At 50.0% G+C, this 17,801-nt stretch carries 18 protein-coding genes and 1 other annotated feature; of the genes, 16 read left to right on the top strand and 2 right to left on the bottom strand.

Translation table 11 applies throughout. The annotated features are described in order from the left end of the window. Positions 1-10: 10 nt before the first annotated feature. The 11 genes from VV089_RS07500 (at position 11) to VV089_RS07450 (ending at position 10,361) form a co-directional block, all read left to right on the top strand. Positions 11-955 (top strand): RnfABCDGE type electron transport complex subunit D, encoded by a 945-nt coding sequence (locus tag VV089_RS07500; protein ID WP_334335464.1) that lies wholly within the window; start codon positions 11-13, stop codon positions 953-955. Next, complete coding sequence (locus VV089_RS07495; RefSeq protein ID WP_172541909.1) at positions 943-1,566, top strand: FMN-binding protein; 624 nt, start codon at positions 943-945, stop codon at positions 1,564-1,566. The genes VV089_RS07500 and VV089_RS07495 overlap by 13 nt, the downstream gene beginning before the upstream one ends. Before the next feature lie 39 nt (positions 1,567-1,605). Next, positions 1,606-2,295: an electron transport complex subunit E gene (locus VV089_RS07490; RefSeq protein WP_334335463.1), complete on the top strand. Its 690-nt coding sequence runs from the start codon at positions 1,606-1,608 to the stop codon at positions 2,293-2,295. A gap of 69 nt (positions 2,296-2,364) precedes the next feature. After that, positions 2,365-2,964, top strand: a complete 600-nt coding sequence (locus VV089_RS07485; RefSeq protein WP_334335462.1) for an electron transport complex protein RnfA — start codon at positions 2,365-2,367, stop codon at positions 2,962-2,964. Positions 2,965-3,112: 148 nt separating this feature from the next. After that, positions 3,113-3,916, top strand: coding sequence for an RnfABCDGE type electron transport complex subunit B (locus tag VV089_RS07480; RefSeq protein WP_334335461.1), 804 nt, complete (start codon positions 3,113-3,115; stop codon positions 3,914-3,916). Between the two features lie 33 nt (positions 3,917-3,949). Continuing rightward, positions 3,950-4,450, top strand: coding sequence for a Gx transporter family protein (locus VV089_RS07475; protein WP_334335460.1), 501 nt, complete (start codon positions 3,950-3,952; stop codon positions 4,448-4,450). Positions 4,451-4,573: 123 nt separating this feature from the next. After that, positions 4,574-4,927 carry a NusG domain II-containing protein gene (locus VV089_RS07470; protein WP_334335459.1) on the top strand — a complete coding sequence of 118 codons (354 nt, stop codon included), beginning with the start codon at positions 4,574-4,576 and terminating at the stop codon, positions 4,925-4,927. A 25-nt stretch (positions 4,928-4,952) separates the two neighbouring features. Beyond that, positions 4,953-6,248 (top strand): chloride channel protein, encoded by a 1,296-nt coding sequence (locus VV089_RS07465; protein WP_334335458.1) that lies wholly within the window; start codon positions 4,953-4,955, stop codon positions 6,246-6,248. A 120-nt stretch (positions 6,249-6,368) separates the two neighbouring features. Next, entirely contained in the window at positions 6,369-7,187 is an 819-nt protein-coding gene (locus tag VV089_RS07460; protein ID WP_172541916.1) for a purine-nucleoside phosphorylase, read from the top strand. A 33-nt stretch (positions 7,188-7,220) separates the two neighbouring features. Next, entirely contained in the window at positions 7,221-8,927 is a 1,707-nt protein-coding gene (locus VV089_RS07455) for an AAA family ATPase (protein ID WP_334335457.1), read from the top strand. A gap of 141 nt (positions 8,928-9,068) precedes the next feature. Continuing rightward, a complete protein-coding gene (locus VV089_RS07450) occupies positions 9,069-10,361 on the top strand; it encodes a fused HPr family phosphocarrier protein/2-hydroxyacid dehydrogenase (protein WP_334335456.1) in 1,293 nt (430 codons plus the stop codon). Positions 10,362-10,485: 124 nt separating this feature from the next. On the opposite strand, the gene VV089_RS07445 is transcribed toward VV089_RS07450, so the two are convergent. Then, complete coding sequence (locus VV089_RS07445; RefSeq protein WP_172541919.1) at positions 10,486-10,899, bottom strand: hypothetical protein; 414 nt, start codon at positions 10,897-10,899, stop codon at positions 10,486-10,488. A 147-nt stretch (positions 10,900-11,046) separates the two neighbouring features. On the opposite strand from VV089_RS07445, the gene VV089_RS07440 reads away from it, so the two are divergent. Further along, positions 11,047-11,208, top strand: a complete 162-nt coding sequence (locus VV089_RS07440) for a hypothetical protein (RefSeq protein ID WP_334335455.1) — start codon at positions 11,047-11,049, stop codon at positions 11,206-11,208. Between the two features lie 23 nt (positions 11,209-11,231). On the opposite strand, the gene VV089_RS07435 is transcribed toward VV089_RS07440, so the two are convergent. Further along, positions 11,232-11,480: a chorion class high-cysteine HCB protein 13 gene (locus tag VV089_RS07435; protein WP_172541920.1), complete on the bottom strand. Its 249-nt coding sequence runs from the start codon at positions 11,478-11,480 to the stop codon at positions 11,232-11,234. Between the two features lie 248 nt (positions 11,481-11,728). Here VV089_RS07435 and VV089_RS07430 point away from each other — a divergent pair, with 248 nt between their 5' ends. The 4 genes from VV089_RS07430 (at position 11,729) to pheT (ending at position 17,764) form a co-directional block, all read left to right on the top strand. Beyond that, the gene (locus VV089_RS07430; protein WP_334335454.1) at positions 11,729-12,535 is read left to right on the top strand and encodes a zinc dependent phospholipase C family protein; all 807 of its coding nucleotides are present in this window, start codon (positions 11,729-11,731) and stop codon (positions 12,533-12,535) included. A gap of 36 nt (positions 12,536-12,571) precedes the next feature. Next, the gene (locus tag VV089_RS07425; protein ID WP_334335453.1) at positions 12,572-13,813 is read left to right on the top strand and encodes an MFS transporter; all 1,242 of its coding nucleotides are present in this window, start codon (positions 12,572-12,574) and stop codon (positions 13,811-13,813) included. A 78-nt stretch (positions 13,814-13,891) separates the two neighbouring features. Beyond that, positions 13,892-14,115 (top strand) — a binding site (T-box leader). A gap of 53 nt (positions 14,116-14,168) precedes the next feature. Then, complete coding sequence (gene pheS, locus VV089_RS07420) at positions 14,169-15,188, top strand: phenylalanine--tRNA ligase subunit alpha (RefSeq protein ID WP_172541923.1); 1,020 nt, start codon at positions 14,169-14,171, stop codon at positions 15,186-15,188. Between the two features lie 155 nt (positions 15,189-15,343). Further along, positions 15,344-17,764, top strand: a complete 2,421-nt coding sequence (gene pheT, locus VV089_RS07415) for a phenylalanine--tRNA ligase subunit beta (RefSeq protein ID WP_334335452.1) — start codon at positions 15,344-15,346, stop codon at positions 17,762-17,764. Positions 17,765-17,801 lie beyond the last annotated feature (37 nt).

The raw sequence follows: 17,801 nt of genomic DNA, 5'->3' as shown, positions 1-17,801 counted from the left end.
GAGGAGCTGGATGAAAGAATTGTGGAATGTGTCGTCGTCGCCTCATGTGAGGGCGTATGCCGGCACGCAGAACCTGATGTTTGACGTGGCTCTGGCTCTGATGCCGGCCGCAGCCTTTGGCGTCTATCGTTTTGGCCTTTATGCCCTGTGCATTTTGGCGACGGCCGTAGGCTTTGCCCTGCTTACGGAATATACCTACGAGGCCTGTGCGGGGAAGGAAAGCACCCTGTGGGACGGGAGCGCTCTGGTGACAGGGCTTCTTCTCGGCATGAATCTGCCGCCCTTTGTGCCTCTTTGGATTCCCATGCTTGGCAGTATCTTTGCCATATTTATTGTAAAGCAGTTATTCGGGGGAATCGGGCAGAATGTGGTCAATCCGGCTATGGCAGCCAGATGTTTTCTGCTTATCTCTTTTGCAGAGCAGATGAACTGCTATTTTGGAATGGACGGGATATCCGGGGCAACCCCTCTGGAAATGCTGAAAAACGGAGGAACTGTAGATCTGGCAGCTATGTTTACAGGCTTCACCACAGGATCCATCGGCGAAATATCAACACTGGCTCTTCTTGCCGGAGGTATTTACCTTTTGGTAAAAGGGGTAATTGACTGGGTGATCCCTGTGGTGTATTTGGGCAGCTTTGCTCTGTTTATGATAGTATTCGGCGGACATGGGGCGGATCCCGCCTACCTTGCGGCGCAGCTGTGCGGAGGGGGACTGATGATAGGGGCCTGGTTTATGGCCACGGACTATGCCACAAGCCCTGTGACGGAAAAAGGAAGATTTCTCTATGCCTTATTTTTGGGAATGCTCACCGGAATTTTCCGGCTGTGGGGCGCTTCGGCAGGAGGCGTGTCCTATGCGCTTGTTACGGCGAACTTACTGGTGCCGCTGATTGAGAAAATAACCATACCGAAGGCATTTGGATGGGAGGGACAAAAAGGATGGATAAGATAAAGGACGCTCTGACACTGACGCTGATTACTTTAGCTGCCGGAATTCTTCTGGGAGGCGTGTATGAGCTGACAAAGGAACTGATTGTGCAAAGGCAGATTGAGGCCAATGCCAAGGCGTACCAGATGGTACTGCCGGAAGCAGCAGAATTCCGGGCAGACGAGAGCCTTTCCGGAAAAGTAGCCGTATCGGACAATCTGCTGAAGCAGAGCGGCTTATCTATGGAACAGGTGACCATTGACGGAGCCCTTTTCGGCTATGATGAGAGCGGCGCTTTTGCAGGCTTGATTGTGGAGGCAACCTCCAAGGACGGATACGGAGGCGCAATTAAGCTTGCCGTAGGCATACGGGAAGAGGGTTCGGCGAAGGTGATTTCCGGAATTGATTTTCTGGAAATCAACGAAACAGCCGGACTTGGCATGAAGGCTGTGGAGCCGGCTTTTAAGGAGCAGTTTGCGAATAAGCAGGCCGATCATTTTGAACTGACCAAGGACGGGGCCCTTGAGGAATACCAGATTGACGCTTTAAGCGGAGCCACAAGAACTTCCAACGCGGTCACAAACGCAGTAAACGGCGCACTCTACTTCGCACGGGAATCTGCGCTGAAGCAGTGAGGCGGAACTATTACGGAACTTAAATGGAGGCAGATATATATGAATAGTTATCTGGAGCGATTATATAACGGCATTGTAAAGGAAAATCCCACCTTTATTCTGATGCTCGGCATGTGTCCCACCCTTGCGGTGACCACATCGGCCTTTAACGGCCTGGGAATGGGCCTTTCTACCCTGGCGGTTCTGGTGGTGTCCAACCTTATCATTTCGGCTCTGCGGAATGTGATTCCGGACAAGGTGCGGATTCCGGCTTACATTGTGATCGTAGCTTCTCTGGTGACGGTTGTGCAGCTTTTGATTCAGGCATACATTCCGGCCCTTTACGATGCCCTTGGCATCTACATTCCTTTAATTGTAGTGAACTGTATTATTCTGGGCCGGGCAGAAGCCTATGCTTCCAAGAATCCGCCTCTGCTGGCAGGATTTGACGGAATCGGCATGGGGCTTGGGTTTACCATTGCGCTCACCTGCATGGGATTTTTCCGGGAGCTGATTGGCGCCGGAACCGTATTTTCGGGAACCTCCTTCGCCTACAGCCTGCCAAAGATTTACGAGCCCGTATCCATCTTTGTTCTGGCTCCCGGCGCTTTCCTGGTATTGGCCTTGATTATCGCCTTCTTAAACGCCATGAACATAGAGAACAACGGAAACAAAAAGGTAGACGGCTGCGGCAGAGCCTGCGGAACCTGCAAAAAAGCCCCAAACTGCGACAAAGCAGCACGAAGATAAATAAGAAATGCTTCTGGATAGGGTGTACGGAACAAGGATTTGCGGAACTGGAATAGGAGATAAAAGACAATGAAAGAAATGATGCTCGTTTTAGTGGGAGCGGCTTTAGTTAACAATGTGGTTTTAAGCCAGTTTTTCGGCCTCTGTCCCTTTCTTGGTGTTTCCAAGCAGGTCAAAACAGCGGCCAGCATGGGAGGAGCGGTGATTTTCGTAATCACTATCTCCTCGGCAGTGGCGAGTCTGATTTATGACTTTGTTCTCGTGCGGTTCGATTTGAAATATTTACAGACCATTGTATTTATTCTGGTGATTGCTGCCCTGGTGCAGCTTGTAGAGATGTTCTTAAAAAAAGCGAGCCCAGCTCTGTACCAGGCCCTTGGAGTGTATCTGCCGCTGATCACAACCAACTGTGCCGTATTGGGCGTGGTGCTTCAGAATGTGCAGAAGGAGTACATTTTTTCAAAAATGGGCTGGAACGCTCTGCTTGTCAGCGTGGTAAACGGCTTCGGCACGGCAGTCGGCTTTACCATTGCCATCGTGATTATGGCCGGGATTCGGGAGCGGATAGCTTACAACGACATTCCGAAGCCCTTCCAGGGAGCGCCCATAGTCCTGCTGACGGCCTGCCTGATGGCCATTGCATTTTTTGGATTTTCCGGGTTAATCTAAAAATATACGGCATATTACGGAACTGGAATCAGTAATATGCCTTATAGTGCACAAATCGATTTACAGGCACACTATGTGTGACTGTAAATTGATTTCATGGTGGTGTACTGGAAGGCATATTACGGAACTGGAATGGAGGAATATAAGTATGAATGTGATGGGAGTAGTTTCAGCGGCTCTGGTAATCGGAATTACCGGGCTGTTCGTAGGCCTTCTTCTTGTGGGCGCAGCGTCTAAATTTCATGTAAATAAAGATGAGAGAGAAGAAAAAGTACGCGGCCTTCTGCCAGGCAATAACTGCGGCGGCTGCGGTTATGCAGGCTGTGACGCCCTGGCTGCGGCCATTGCCGCAGGAGAGGCGGACGTATCCTCCTGTCCGGTAGGCGGAAGCCGTGTGGGGAAAGCCATTGCCAAGATCATGGGTGTAGACGCAGGGAACAAGGTGCGTATGACTGCCTATGTAAAATGCGCCGGAACCTGTGACAAAACACGGGATAAGAGTAATTATTACGGGGTAGAGGACTGCCGCATGGCCGTGATTGTTCCCGGAAGGACTTCCAAGAAATGTACCTACGGCTGTCTGGGTTACGGAACCTGTGTGAAGGTCTGCCCCTTCGACGCGATCCATCTGGAAAACGGCATTGCAAAGGTAGATCCGGGCGCCTGCAAAGCCTGCGGAAAATGTGTGGCTGCCTGTCCGAACAGTCTGATCGAACTGGTCCCCTACCGTTCCCGTTACCGGGTACAGTGCAGCTCCAACGACAAGGGAAAGGCTGTCCGGGAAGCCTGCGACGCCGGCTGCATTGCCTGCCGCGCCTGCGAGCGTGCCTGCGAGTACGGCGCCGTAATCGTAGAGAATAATCTGGCCCGGATAGACAGTGAAAAATGTGTAGGCTGCGGAGCCTGCGCTGCGAAATGCCCCACCGGGGTAATCCGGGTGGAAGGGAAATAGAATATAAAGGAACCGGAGTAAAAGGGGGATTGGATGTCAAAGAAGGTAGCTGTTTATGGGATGCTGGTGGCTCTGGCGTTTCTGCTGAGCTATGTGGAGACGCTGATTCCTTTTTCCTTTGCCATACAGGGAATCAAGCTTGGCCTTGCAAATCTGGTTGTAATTACGGCTCTTTACTGTGTGGGAGAACGGGGAGCTTTTGCCGTTTCCATGGTGCGGATAGTGCTGACTGGCCTGACCTTTACCAGCCTTTCCGTCATGCTGTACAGTCTGGGCGGCGGCCTTTTAAGCTTTTTCTGTATGGTTCTGGCAAAGCGCTTTACCTCTTTTGGGATTACCGGGGTCAGCGTTCTGGGAGGCGTTACCCATAACCTGGGTCAGCTTCTGGTGGCGGTTTTTGTTGTGCACACAGGCAGCCTTTTGTATTACTTTCCGGCTTTGCTGGCTGCCGGTACGGTGGCTGGAGCCCTGATTGGACTTCTGGGCAGAATGGTAACAGAGCGGCTGCGGCCTTTTTTACAGCAAGGCGTATGAAGCTTATCAGAAACCGGAAAATACGATCAAAACCGGAAACATACGATCGAAGCCAAGGAGTTGTGCACATACAGCATACAGAGCTTTGTTTCATGGATGCCATAGGGAAAGGTAGGAAAAAAGGTGAAAAAGCAGGATGGTATTTTAATTTTGGTTCTTCTGACGGCTGCGGCCGTTTTCTTTTTGGGTTACCGCATTTGGAATCGGAAAACGCCGGAGGAGGTTGTGGTCTATGTGGGAGAACAGGAGTATGCCCGGTTTCCCATTAAAGAGGATCGGGAGCTTCTGATTGAAACGGAAAAAGGCATCAACCGCCTGATAGTAAAAGATAAAAAGGCAGATGTGACAGAAGGCTCCTGCCCGGATAAGATCTGCGTGCGCCAGAGCCCTATTTCCCAGACAGGGGAAACCATTGTCTGTATGCCTAACCAGGTGATTGTGACTATAGAGCAGGCCGCCGGTACACTGCGGCACTAATCTTTGCAGAGAAAGAAGGACTTTTATGAAGCTTTGGAAAGAAAAACTGACAAAGAAGCTGCCGGAGGCATCTGCCTGGGTGCAGCATACCATCGGGAACCGCCTGCTGCTGTTGGCGCGGTGGCTGCTCTTTTCTGTGATTACCGGAGGCTGTCTTGGACTGACCGGAACCTTTTTCGGAAAAAGCGTGGCCTATGTGACGGAGCTGAGGACATCCCACCCCTGGCTGCTCTTTGGCCTGCCTTTCGGCGGCCTTTTGATTGTGTGGATGTACCATTGGGAGACAAAGCAGGAGCGCAGCAGTACCAACCGAGTTCTGGACGCCATCCATGCGGAAAAGGAGATTCCCATCAAGACGGCCCCCCTTATCTTTGCCTCTACCGTGCTGACCCACCTTTTCGGCGGTTCTGCGGGCAGAGAGGGTGCGGCCCTGCAGCTTGGAGGCAGCATCGGAAATTTCCTCGGCAAATGCTTCCGGATTGATGAAAATGATAAGCGCGTGGTGATTATGTGCGGAATGAGCGCCGCCTTTTCCGCCCTCTTCGGAACGCCTATGGCTGCGGCTGTATTTTCCATGGAAGTCGTAAGCGTGGGAATTATGCACTATGCGGCGCTTGTTCCCTGTGTGGTGTCCTCTTACATAGCGAGCGCCATTGCCAAGTCCTTCGGCATGGAGGGAGAGCACTTTGTAATCGGGCAGATTCCAGAACTTACGCTGTTAAACGGAGGGAAAATCCTGCTTCTTGGCTTCCTGTGCGCAGCTGTCAGCATTCTTTTCTGCGTAGTCTTACATAAAACAGAGCATATCTTCCATGAGAAGCTTCGGAATCCCTTTTTGCGTACCTTTGCGGCAGGATGCCTGATTATTGTTCTGACCCTTGGCTTTCGGACGACGGATTATCTGGGGTCCGGGATGCACATTATTGAGGCGGCTATGGAGGGAAATGTAATCTGGGCGGCATTTCTGCTTAAGATTATTTTTACGGCCCTTACCCTGGCCGGGGGCTTTAAGGGCGGCGAGATTGTGCCGACTTTCTTTGTGGGTGCGACCTTTGGCTGCCTTGCAGGAAAGGTTTTGAGGATTTCTCCTTCGCTGGCGGCGGCCTGCGGCATGACATCTGTCTTCTGCGGCGTGACCAACAGTCCCATTTCCTCGCTGCTGATTGGGCTTGAGATGTTCGGCTTTGAGGGAGCGCCTTACCTGTTTCTCTCCTTGGCAGTCAGCTATATGCAGTCCGGATATTACGGGCTCTATCACAGCCAGCGGATTGTGTATTCGAAGGTGAAAACGGAGTTTATTAATCAGAATACGAAGGAGTAGAAAAATATGTATAAAATAGGCCATTTGGCCTTATTTTACAGCACATAATATTGTATACTGTTCTTATCAGATAAAAGCAGAAGGATATGTGCAGCAGCTTAGAATAGGAGGAATCAGAATATGACATTTTATGACAAAGTACAGGAATCAGCGCAGTATGTAGAAAGCAGATGTAAGGAAAAACCGACCATTGGCATTATTCTGGGAAGCGGCCTTGGAAGTCTGGTGGATATGATGGAGGATAAGGTGATTATTCCATATAAGGATATTCCAGGTTTTCCCCAGTCCCATGTAGCAGGCCATGCAGGAAATCTGGTAATCGGCCGGATTGGAGCACAGGTGATAGCTGCCATGCAGGGAAGATTTCACTATTATGAGGGCTTTGAGATGAAGGAAGTTACCTATCCGGTGTATGTGATGAAGCTTCTCGGCATTGAGAGCCTTATTGTGACCAATGCCTGCGGCGGTATCAACCGCAGCTTTGTGCCGGGAGATCTGATGATTCTTACGGATTATATCAATATGCTTGGTAAGAATTCTCTGATCGGGGAAAATGACGAGCGCTTTGGCGTCCGCTTCCCGGATATGTCGGAGGCTTACTCCAAGGAGTTGATTGAAAAGGCGGAGCAGGCGGCAGAGAAGCTTGACATCTCCTACAAGAAAGGTGTCTATGCCATCTTTTCCGGCCCCTGCTATGAGACGGCGGCAGAGATCCGGGCCTATGAAACCCTCGGGGCGGATGCCATTGGAATGTCCACGGTTCCGGAAACCATTGCGGCCAATTATCTTGGCATGAAGGTATTCGGAATCGCCTGCATCACCAATATGGCCACAGGAATTGCCACAAAGAAGCATACACACGAGGAGGTTGTGCGGATAGCAAACGAGAGCAGCAGCAAGCTTTGTGCCTGGGTAAAACAGCTTCTTCTGGACTTTTGAGAAATGTATTAAAAAGGAAAGGAGCAGACAAGCTTGCAGGAAATAAAAAAACTGCCCGTAGGCGTTGAGAATTTTGAAAAGCTTCGCACCGAAGGATTTTACTATGTAGATAAAACGGGGATTTTGAAGGAGTTATTAAACAATTGGGGAGAGGTGAACCTGTTTACCCGTCCCAGAAGATTCGGCAAATCCCTGAATATGGACATGCTGAAAACCTTTTTTTCCTATGGCTGTGACGCCAGTCTCTTTGAAGGACTTCAGATTGCAGCGGAAAGAGAGCTTTGTGAGAAATATATGGGAAAGTTCCCGGTGCTCTCCATTACCCTGAAGGATATGGATGCCAGGGATTTTGAGGGCGCAAAGGCGGCTCTTAGCACCATCATCGGACGGGAGGCTCTTCGCTTTTCATTTTTGTCAGAGAGTGGGAAGCTCACAGAGGAACAAAAGGCGCAGTATGCACAATTAATAAGGAATGATACGGCTGGCCGTCAGATATTTTCCGTGTCGGACGAAGCTTTGAAGGACGCTTTGCGGACTTTGTCCGAGCTCCTTTACAGGCATTACGGACAAAAGGTGATTCTGCTGATTGACGAGTATGATGTACCTTTAGATAAAGCGCACCTCTTTGGCTATTATGACGAAATGGCTGACCTGCTGAAAAATCTCTTAAGCCGTGCTCTAAAAAGCAATGAAAGCATTTACTTTTCCGTATTGACGGGATGTCTGCGGATTGCAAAGGAAAGTATCTTTACCGGACTTAACAATTTTAAGATTTACTCCATTTCCGATGTCCGCTTTGATGAATATTTCGGATTTACCGAAGAGGAAGTCAAAGCTATGCTGGGCTATTACGGCCTGGAAAAATATGAGTCCCTTATAAAGGAATGGTACGACGGCTACCTTATTGGAAATACCAGCGTGTACTGCCCTTGGGATGTGATCAACTATGTGGATCTTCTTCGAGCCGATCCGGATGCCGCCCCAAAAGCCTTTTGGATCAACACCAGCGGAAATGACATCATCCGGACATTTCTTAGCATGGCAAAGCAGAGTACAAGGCGGGAGATTGAACAGCTCATCCAGGGTGAAACCGTGGCAAAAAAGATTCGCGAGGAGCTGACCTACCGGGAACTTTATGAAAATCTCGACAATCTCTGGAGCGTGCTTTTTACGACAGGCTATCTCACCCGAAGAGAAAAAGCCGAGGGAGAAATCTACCGCCTGTCCATTCCGAATCTGGAGATACGCAGGATTTTTACAGAACAGGTTCAAGAATGGTTCCAGAAGGAGGCCAAAAAGGATGTGCCAAAGCTGGACGCTTTCTGCGAAGCTTTTGTCCGGGCCGACATTGAGACCATCGAAAAGCAGTTCAACGCTTATCTTTGCAAAACCATCAGTATTCGCGACACAGCTGTGCGGAAAGAAAAAAAGGAAAACTTTTATCACGGTATACTCCTGGGGCTTTTAAGCCACAGAGGAGACTGGGATATCGTATCCAATGCAGAATCCGGGGAGGGCTATAGTGACATTCTTGTAGAAATTGAGGATAAGGGCATTGGGATGGTAATAGAACTTAAGTATTCGGAGACAGAGGATATGGAAGCTGCCTGCCGGGAGGCATTGCAGCAGATCGAAAAAAAGGATTACAAGTCTCGTCTTATCGAAGATGGAATGGAAACCATTTTTCAATATGGAATTGCCTGCCGGAGAAAGAAATGCCAGGTAAAAGTCCTTAAGTGATAATCGTAACGTACAGATGATAGAATTCTAAGGGTCTCCCTGTCCGTGAAAGCCATGCATGATCATGGGTCATTTGGATATATTATTTCTAAGAGCGTGTAAACATGCCCAAAGATGTCCAGATGAAGGAGAAGGAAGCCCATGAAAGAAATCATATATCAAGTAACAAATCCCTTAGGAGTACATGCGCGGCCCTGTGCGCTGCTGGCACAGTGCTGCGTGGATTTTAAGAGTCTTGTGACCGTCACAGCCAATGAAAAGACAGCCGACGGGCGCAATGTGCTGGAGCTTCTGGCTTTGCGCATAAGAAAAGGAGATACCTTGCGGCTTGAGGTAAGCGGAGAGGACGAGGAACAGGCATGGAAAGCCGTCCGGGAAGTGATTGACCGGGAATTCAATGAGAAGAAGGCCGCGGCCCTCTTACGAATTGCATTTTTCGGCACCAAGGATTATGACCGTATCTTTTTCAGCGGGCTTACGAGAGATAAGGGGGAGGGAACCTACAATTCCGATATCAAATATTTTACCTCAAATCTGGGGCCGGAGACCGTGAATCTGGCGGAGGGCTTTGACGCAGTCTGCGTGTTTGTCAACGACAACGTATCCCGTCCGGTGGTGGAGCGTCTCAAGGAGAGCGGCGTGAGGCTCATCCTGCTGCGCTGTGCCGGCTTCAACAATGTAGATCTGGCGGCAGCCAGAGACTGCGGCATGACCATCCTGCGCGTGCCGGCCTATTCGCCTTATGCAGTAGCGGAGCATGCCATGGCCATTGTACAGATGGCGAACCGCCGTCTCCACAAAGCATACAACAAGGTAAAGGATAACAATTTTGCCTTAAGCGGCCTTTTGGGACTGGATCTCCACAACAAAACGGCCGGAATCGTAGGTACAGGCAAGATTGGCGTCTGTATGGCAAAGCTCTGCAAGGGCTGCGGCATGACCGTTCTGGGCTGGGACGCCTACCCCAATGAGGAGCTTGAGAAAGAGGGGCTTCTGGCCTATGTGGAGAAGGAAGAGCTGTTCCGGCGCGCAGATTTGATTTCTCTTCATGCGCCTTTGTTTCCGGCTACCCATCACATTATCAATGAGGAGAGCATTGCCTTGATGAAGGATACGGCCATGCTGGTGAATACGGCAAGAGGCCCGCTGATTGACAATGAAGCCCTCATCCGTGCTCTGAAAAAAGGAAAATTCCAGGCAGTGGCTTTGGATGTCTATGAGGGAGAGGATGAGAATGTCTATACGGATCGCAGCGACAAGGCAATTACGGATGATATTACGGCACGGCTGCTGATGTTTCCCCAGGTGGTGCTGACCAGCCACCAGGCGTTTTTTACAAGAGAGGCGATGCAGGCCATCGCTGTGGTTACCATGGAAAATGCCCGGAATTTCAATGAGGGAAATGATTACGGCAATGCAGAGGTAAAGGCCTGACGCTTTCAAAAAAATCCTTCTATGACGTAATGAACATGAGGCCAAAGGCTGATTTCATTATATCATAGAAGGATTTTTAAACAGTCATTTGAAATTTTGGCATAAGCTTAGGGCCTGGTCATGCTTACTGCATAAAGCTTTTTGCCAACTGTACCATCTGCTCCATCCGGGCAACTTCCTCCGGGGATTTTCCCTGCTTTAATGTCTCGAAAATCTGGTTGAATTCCTCCTGAGACATCTGCTGATTGGAGTTTTTGGCTGCGTTCATCATTTTCTGAAAATCATTTGGATTCATGGACTCACTCCCTTCCGGCATGGGTGGCGGGGAAAATGGATCCGGATCCGTGCCCTCCCCAGATTGATTCTGCATATGAAACATATGAAATAAATCCGACATGTCAGGCATCATACTGGAATACTGCATATAGGTGGTAAGCATTTCCATAATCCGGATAATGGAATCAATTTTCTGATTTAATTCATTGCATTTTTTCTGCACATCGTAAAGAAGCTTGTAGCTGTCTTCTGTGAAATTCATAGAAATTTCCCCCTCTTCTTATTCAATATATGTACGCTCATAGAAAATATGAATATCATAAAGGTGAATCTGTTGTTTTATTCAAAAATGGCTGTTGTCTGATCCAAAAACAAAAAAGGCAGTATGCAGCCGGAACAGGAGGCTTTTATGGGACGTTTGATCATAGATGATACGACGATTTACGAGATGGACGAAGAGTGCCTGCGGCAAAAAGAAAGGAAGGAAAAGGATCTGAAGTCAGCAAATGTGGAATCATGGGAAAGCAAGGCTTCCCATACAGACAAAGGGAAGGAAAGGCCGGCTCCATAGAGCCGGCCTTTCGGGATGGCTGATTAGCAGCCGCATCCGCCATTGTTTCCGCAGAAGCCGCCATTGCCGCCGCAGCAGAACAGAAGCAGGATGATCCACAGACAGCTGTTGTCTCCGCATCCGCCGTTGCCGCCGAAGAAGCCATTGTTTCCGCCGCATCCGCCGCAGCAGGAGAGCAGGAGAAGGATCCAGATCCAGGAACAGCAGCTGTTGTTGCCGCCGGCCATTTCATTACATCCACATCCACAGTTTGTAGCAGTCAAATCACTCATGAGAAATCCTCCAAAATAATTATTTACAATCCCATACTATGTAGAAGCAAAGAAAGTGTGAATCCCGGTATGATGTTTTCCAAGGGACAGAGTGGAAAAATTTACTTGTACAAACCCGTCCTTTATGAGAGAATAAGAAAGAGGAAATTATAGAAGGATAAGAAAGAGTAAGACTGCCTCGCAAATAAGAAAGAAAGGACTGCGGCCTTCAAAGAGCTGGTACAGGCCGTGGGAATAGGAATAAAATTATGCCTGCAACTTATGCACATTATCATTTCGGCAAGCTGGTCTTCCAGGCGCTGCCAAAAGAGATACGGACTATGATCAAAGAGAATAAGGAGGCGTATCTTCTGGGGCTTCATGGGCCGGATCTTGTCTTTTATTACCGGCCTGTGGGGAAGAATCCGGTGAATCAGCTCGGAGTACAGATGCACAAGGAGTCAGCTTCCGGTTTTTTTGAGAAGGGAAGGCAAAATTACCAGGAGCAGCCAAGCAATGTGCTTTTGTCATATCTGTGCGGTTTTCTCTGTCATTTTATGCTGGACAGCGAGTGCCATCCTTATGTCAACCGCTATGCAGAGAAGCACCATCTTGGCCATTTAGAGATCGAGACGGATTTTGACCGTTTTTTAATGGAAAAGGACGGCAGGGATCCGGTGCGGCAGAATTGCACGGCCCACCTGCGCAGGGATTATGACACGGAGAAAGCCATTGCTTCTATGTTCGACGGGGTAACCTCACGGCAGATTGACCAATCCATCCAGGGCTTCCGCCGGTGTATCCGCTTTTTCCAGTGCCGCTGTAAAGCAAAAGCATTGTTTTTGAGGGCATTGTCCAGGATTGCCGGACAGGATAGAGAGATTGGCGGCCTGATTATGGACGGGATACCGAAAGCTGCCTGTGAAGAGAGCAATCTGGAACTGGAAAAGCGGCTTTCTGCTGCGGTCGTCTTGACGGCTCCGGTTATTGAGGAATATATTTATGAGATTGCTGCAGGGGAAGCCCTGAACCCACGGCTTGACAGAGACTATGAGAGAGAGCCCGAGCTGCAGTAAGGTCCGTGTCCTTTGGAACAAAAGTAGGAGTGCAGAATGGATAAATTGACGAATTTGGAGAAAAAATGGATTCTTTATGATGTAGGCAACTCGGCCTTTGTGCTTCTGACTGCCACCATCATTCCCATCTATTATAAAAATATAGCCGAGACAAGCGGAATCACTGCGGCGGATTCCACTGCGTATTTCAGCTATGCAACCTCGATTGTGACGATTATTGTTGCCGTATTGGGCCCTGTGCTTGGAGCATTGGCAGATACCAAGGGCTTTAAAAAGCCGGTATTCACCTTTTTTATGATGATGGGCGTCCTTGGATGTGCCGGACTTGCCGTACCAAAGACCTGGCTTGTCTTTCTGGTGGTCTATGTGCTGGCGAAGGTGGGCTTAAATGCCAGTCTTGTCTTTTACGACGCCATGTTGGGAGATGTGACGACGGATGAACGGATGGATGTAGTTTCGGCCCAGGGCTATGCATGGGGATACATCGGAAGCTGTGTTCCCTTTATTTTCAGCCTGGTCTTTGTGCTTTTTTCGGAGAACATCGGTATCAGCGGAAATACGGCTATGGCCATAGCCTTTCTTGTCAATGGGGCCTGGTGGCTTCTGGTGACGCTGCCGCTTCTGAAAAGTTATGAACAAAAGCATTATGTAGAGCGCACCCTTCATCCGGTGAGGGACAGCTTCGGGCGTCTGGCCGGTATCTTTTCGGAGATTCGCAGGAAGCCTTCTGTGTGGTGCTTTCTCCTTGCATTCTTCTTCTATATTGACGGTGTGTATACAATTATTGATATGGCAACCTCCTACGGCAAGGATGTGGGGATCAGCGATACAAACCTTTTACTTGCGCTGCTGCTGACGCAGGTGGTTGCGTTTCCATGCTCGGTTCTTTTTGGCTTCCTTTCCAAGCGCGTGAAAAACACGACGCTGATTCAGGTGTCGATTATCGGATATTTCGGAGTCGTGCTGTTTGCCCTGCAGCTGGATAAGACCTGGGAGTTCTGGTTTCTAGCCGTGTGGGTGGCTGTGTTCCAGGGGGCGATCCAGTCTCTGTCCCGCTCCTATTTTGCGAAGATTGTGCCCAAGGAAAAAGCGACGGAGTACTTCGGGTTCTTTGACATCTTCGGCAAGGGCGCGGCTTTTATGGGTACAATGCTGATGGGAATCTCCACACAGCTTTTCGATACTTCCCGGGCCGGAGTAGCAATTCTGGCCGTGATGTTTGCCGCAGGGTTTCTTCTCTTCCGGAAGGCGGTGGAAAGGGCGGAAAACGCTGCGTGATCGGAAAACAGCTGTCTTTTGATTAAATGCTTGACAATTCTGCCATACTTGTTATAGAATAAATCCCAGCAGAAAAAATCAAATGCAGTGAAGGTGCAAAGTAGATGATTCTTCTTCTGACAGAGAGGGAATGTCACCGGCTGAGAGCAGTCCCAAGTTCAGAAAATCATTGAATTTCCCACCGGAGCAGCGCCGCTGAAGGAGATAGTAGGCGGCGACGGGTTGTACACGTTACGTATAGAATGAGCGCCTGCAAAAAGCAGGAATCAGGGTGGTACCGCGGAAATGATTTCGTCCCTATTTAGGGACGTATTTTATTTCTGCGTATTTTTATGGACAAATAAAGGAGAGTAAAATGAAGGAGAAGCTGCAGAAAATCCGTGAACATGCCATGGTGCAGATTCAGTCAGCGGAAAATTTGAACATGCTGAACGATGTACGCGTAGCTGTTCTCGGAAAAAAAGGGGAATTAACAAGTGTTCTGAAAGGCATGAAGGACGTTGCGCCTGAGGATCGGCCGAAGGTAGGCCAGCTGGTCAACGAAACACGTGAGGAAATCGAGCATGTCCTGGAGCAGGCCAAGAAAAAAATGGAGGCTTTGGTCCGGGAAGAAAAGCTGAAAGCCGAGGTTATCGATGTAACCCTCCCGGCCAAAAAGAATCAGTCCGGCCATCGGCACCCCAACACCATTGCCTTAGAAGAGGTAGAGCGTATCTTCATCGGCATGGGCTACGAGGTAGTGGAAGGCCCGGAGATTGAGTATGATCTCTACAACTTTGAAAAATTGAACATTCCTGAGGGCCATCCGGCCAAGGATGAGCAGGATACCTTCTACATCAACAAGGAAATCGTACTGCGCACCCAGACCTCGCCATGCCAGGCCCGGGTGATGGAACAGGGAAAGCTTCCCATCCGCATGATCGCCCCGGGGCGGGTGTTCCGTTCCGATGAGGTGGATGCCACGCATTCCCCCTCCTTCCATCAGATCGAGGGCCTGGTGGTAGATAAAAATATCACCTTTGCAGACCTAAAGGGAACCTTGGAGGAATTTGCCAAGGAGCTTTTCGGGCCGGAGACCAAGACCAAATTCCGTCCCCATCACTTCCCCTTTACGGAGCCAAGCGCCGAGGTAGATGTAAGCTGCTTCAAATGCGGCGGCAAAGGCTGCCGGTTCTGCAAGGGAAGCGGCTGGATCGAGATCCTGGGCTGCGGCATGGTGCATCCACACGTACTGGAGATGTGCGGCATCGATCCCGAGCAGTACACAGGTTTCGCTTTCGGCGTAGGGCTGGAGCGTATCGCACTGCTGAAATACGAGATTGACGATATGAGGCTCCTGTATGAAAACGATATACGGTTTTTAGGACAATTTTAAGCAGTAGTACCCTGGGATATTGTAGAACTTTAAACAGCAATATCCTTCAAAGTGCACAAATCGATTTACAGACGCATATTTTGTGCGGCTGGAAATTGATTTCATACCCGTGTACTTTGAGGGATATTACGGAACTTTAAATAGGAGATATGAGTATGGATACATCATTATCATGGATTAAAGCATACGTGCCGGATCTGGACGTGACGGCACAGGAATACACCGATGCAATGACCCTTTCCGGAACAAAAGTGGAGGGTTATCGAGCCCTGGATGCGGATCTGGAACACATCATCATCGGACAGATTTTAAAGATAGAGCGCCATCCGGACGCAGATAAGCTGGTGGTATGCCAGGTGGATATAGGAGGGGAAGCTCCGGTTCAGATCGTAACAGGCGCCCCCAACGTAGAGGAAGGCCAGAAAGTCCCGGTAGTTCTGGACGGCGGCCGTGTGGCAGGCGGCCACGACGGAAAAATGACGCCGGGGGGCATCAAGATCAAAAAAGGCAAGCTGCGCGGCGTAGAGTCAAACGGCATGATGTGCTCCATCGAGGAGCTGGGCCAGACCCGGGAGCTGTTCCCGGAGGCCCCGGAGAACGGCATCTACATTTTCCCTCAGGATGTGACGGTAGGAGAGAGCGCCATCAAAGCCCTTGGCCTTGATGATGTGATCTTCGAGTACGAGGTTACCTCCAACCGGGTAGACTGCTACAGCGTCATCGGCATTGCCAGAGAAGCGGCGGCTACCTTCCGCAAGCCCTTCATTCCCCCCAAGGTAAGGGTAAAGGGCTCCGGCGGCGATGTAAACGACTATATCCGGGTCGATGTAAAGGATGCGGATCTCTGCCCCCGTTACTGCGCCAGGGTCGTAAAGAACATCAAGCTTGCACCCTCACCGAAGTGGATGCAGCGCCGTCTGGCAGTAAACGGAATCCGCCCCATCAACAACATCGTAGACATTACCAACTACGTGATGGAGGAATACGGACAGCCCATGCACGCCTACGATCTGGATACCATTGCAGGGAATCAGATCCTGGTGCGCCGTGCAGAAAAAAATGAAAAATTCGTCACCTTAGACGGCCAGGAGCGGACCATGGACGATTCTGTGCTGATGATCTGCGACGGAGAGAAAGCAATCGGTATTGCCGGAATCATGGGCGGAGAGAATTCCATGATCACCGACAACGTAAAAACCATGCTCTTTGAGGCCGCCTGCTTTGACGGCGTCAACATCCGCCTTTCCGCAAAGAAAGTAGGACTGCGTACCGAGGCTTCGGGCAAATTCGAGAAGGGTCTGGATCCCAACAACGCACAGGCTGCCATTGACCGTGCCTGTCAGCTGATCGAGGAGCTGGGCGCCGGTGAGGTTGTGGACGGCATGGTGGATGTATACACGGGGATCAAGGAGCCTGTCCGTGTCCCCTTTGATGCAGAAAAGATCAATTCCCTTCTGGGTACGGATATCACGAAGGAGCAGATGCTTTCCTACCTCCATATGGTAGAGCTGGAATATGACCAACAAACCGGAGAAATCCTTGTGCCAACCTTCCGGCAGGATGTTCTTCGCCTGGCAGACTTGGCGGAGGAGGTCGCCCGGTTCTACGGCTATGACAACATTCCCACAACCCTGCCAACCGGAGAGGCAACCACCGGAAAGCTGCCCTTTAAGCTTCGTGTGGAGGAGGCTGCCCGGGATATCGCAGAGTTCTGCGGCTTCTCCCAGGGAATGACCTATTCCTTTGAGAGCCCCAAGGTTTTTGACAAGCTGCTGCTTGAGGAGGAAGATCCCCTGCGCCGTGCCATTACCATATCCAATCCCTTGGGAGAGGATTTCAGTATTATGCGCACCACTTCCCTAAATGGGATGCTGACCTCTCTGGCGACCAACTACAACCGGAGAAATAAAAATGTCCGTCTCTACGAGCTGGGAAATATTTATGTGGCAGAAGAGCTTCCCCTGGCCGGGCTTCCCGACGAGCGGATGCAGTTTACCCTGGGTATGTACGGAGAGGGAGACTTCTATACTATGAAGGGCGTAGTAGAGGAATTCTTTGACAAAATCGGCCTTCACAAAAAGGAGGTTTACGATCCAAAGGCAGGCAAGCCCTTCCTTCATCCCGGCCGTCAGGCGAATATCATCTACGACGGCAAGACCGTAGGCTATCTGGGGGAGGTACATCCTGCCGTGGCCGATACCTACGGAATCGGAGAAAGAGCCTATGTGGCGGTTCTTGATATGCCGTCCATAGAACCCTTCGCCACCTTTGACCGGAAATACGAAGGGATCGCAAAATATCCGGCAGTAAACCGTGATATTTCTATGGTAATTCCCAAGTCCGTCTTAGCCGGACAGATCGAGGAAATTATTGAAAATAAGGGCGGAAGCTATCTGGAGAGCTGCCAGCTTTTCGATGTGTACGAAGGCGCCCAGATTAAGAAGGGCTATAAGTCCATGGCTTACTCTATCGTATTCCGCGCCAAGGATAAGACCCTGGAGGAAGCAGATGTGGCTTCGGCTATGAAGCGGATTCTGAAGGGCTTGGAGGCGCTTGATGCGGAACTGCGGCAATAGAATGATGTTTTTCTATAGCAGGAACCGGAGGGAAAGG

It is taken from the genome of Candidatus Merdisoma sp. JLR.KK011, assembly GCF_036941125.1.
In the GTDB taxonomy this organism is placed as follows: domain Bacteria; phylum Bacillota; class Clostridia; order Lachnospirales; family Lachnospiraceae; genus Laedolimicola.
Note: the sequence above shows the minus strand (reverse complement) of the source record. Positions and strands in the feature narration are given on the sequence as shown.

Bases quoted from the DNA above. Each gene is read 5' to 3' on its own strand.
- VV089_RS07500 (WP_334335464.1), top strand. From the start codon at position 11: ATGAAAGAATTGTGGAATGTGTCGTCGTCGCCTCATGTGAGGGCGTAT.
- VV089_RS07495 (WP_172541909.1), top strand. From the start codon at position 943: ATGGATAAGATAAAGGACGCTCTGACACTGACGCTGATTACTTTAGCT.
- VV089_RS07490 (WP_334335463.1), top strand. From the start codon at position 1,606: ATGAATAGTTATCTGGAGCGATTATATAACGGCATTGTAAAGGAAAAT.
- VV089_RS07485 (WP_334335462.1), top strand. From the start codon at position 2,365: ATGAAAGAAATGATGCTCGTTTTAGTGGGAGCGGCTTTAGTTAACAAT.
- VV089_RS07480 (WP_334335461.1), top strand. From the start codon at position 3,113: ATGAATGTGATGGGAGTAGTTTCAGCGGCTCTGGTAATCGGAATTACC.
- VV089_RS07475 (WP_334335460.1), top strand. From the start codon at position 3,950: ATGTCAAAGAAGGTAGCTGTTTATGGGATGCTGGTGGCTCTGGCGTTT.
- VV089_RS07465 (WP_334335458.1), top strand. From the start codon at position 4,953: ATGAAGCTTTGGAAAGAAAAACTGACAAAGAAGCTGCCGGAGGCATCT.
- VV089_RS07460 (WP_172541916.1), top strand. From the start codon at position 6,369: ATGACATTTTATGACAAAGTACAGGAATCAGCGCAGTATGTAGAAAGC.
- VV089_RS07450 (WP_334335456.1), top strand. From the start codon at position 9,069: ATGAAAGAAATCATATATCAAGTAACAAATCCCTTAGGAGTACATGCG.
- VV089_RS07445 (WP_172541919.1), bottom strand. From the start codon at position 10,899: ATGAATTTCACAGAAGACAGCTACAAGCTTCTTTACGATGTGCAGAAA.
- VV089_RS07440 (WP_334335455.1), top strand. From the start codon at position 11,047: ATGGGACGTTTGATCATAGATGATACGACGATTTACGAGATGGACGAA.
- VV089_RS07435 (WP_172541920.1), bottom strand. From the start codon at position 11,480: ATGAGTGATTTGACTGCTACAAACTGTGGATGTGGATGTAATGAAATG.
- VV089_RS07430 (WP_334335454.1), top strand. From the start codon at position 11,729: ATGCCTGCAACTTATGCACATTATCATTTCGGCAAGCTGGTCTTCCAG.
- VV089_RS07425 (WP_334335453.1), top strand. From the start codon at position 12,572: ATGGATAAATTGACGAATTTGGAGAAAAAATGGATTCTTTATGATGTA.
- pheS (WP_172541923.1), top strand. From the start codon at position 14,169: ATGAAGGAGAAGCTGCAGAAAATCCGTGAACATGCCATGGTGCAGATT.
- pheT (WP_334335452.1), top strand. From the start codon at position 15,344: ATGGATACATCATTATCATGGATTAAAGCATACGTGCCGGATCTGGAC.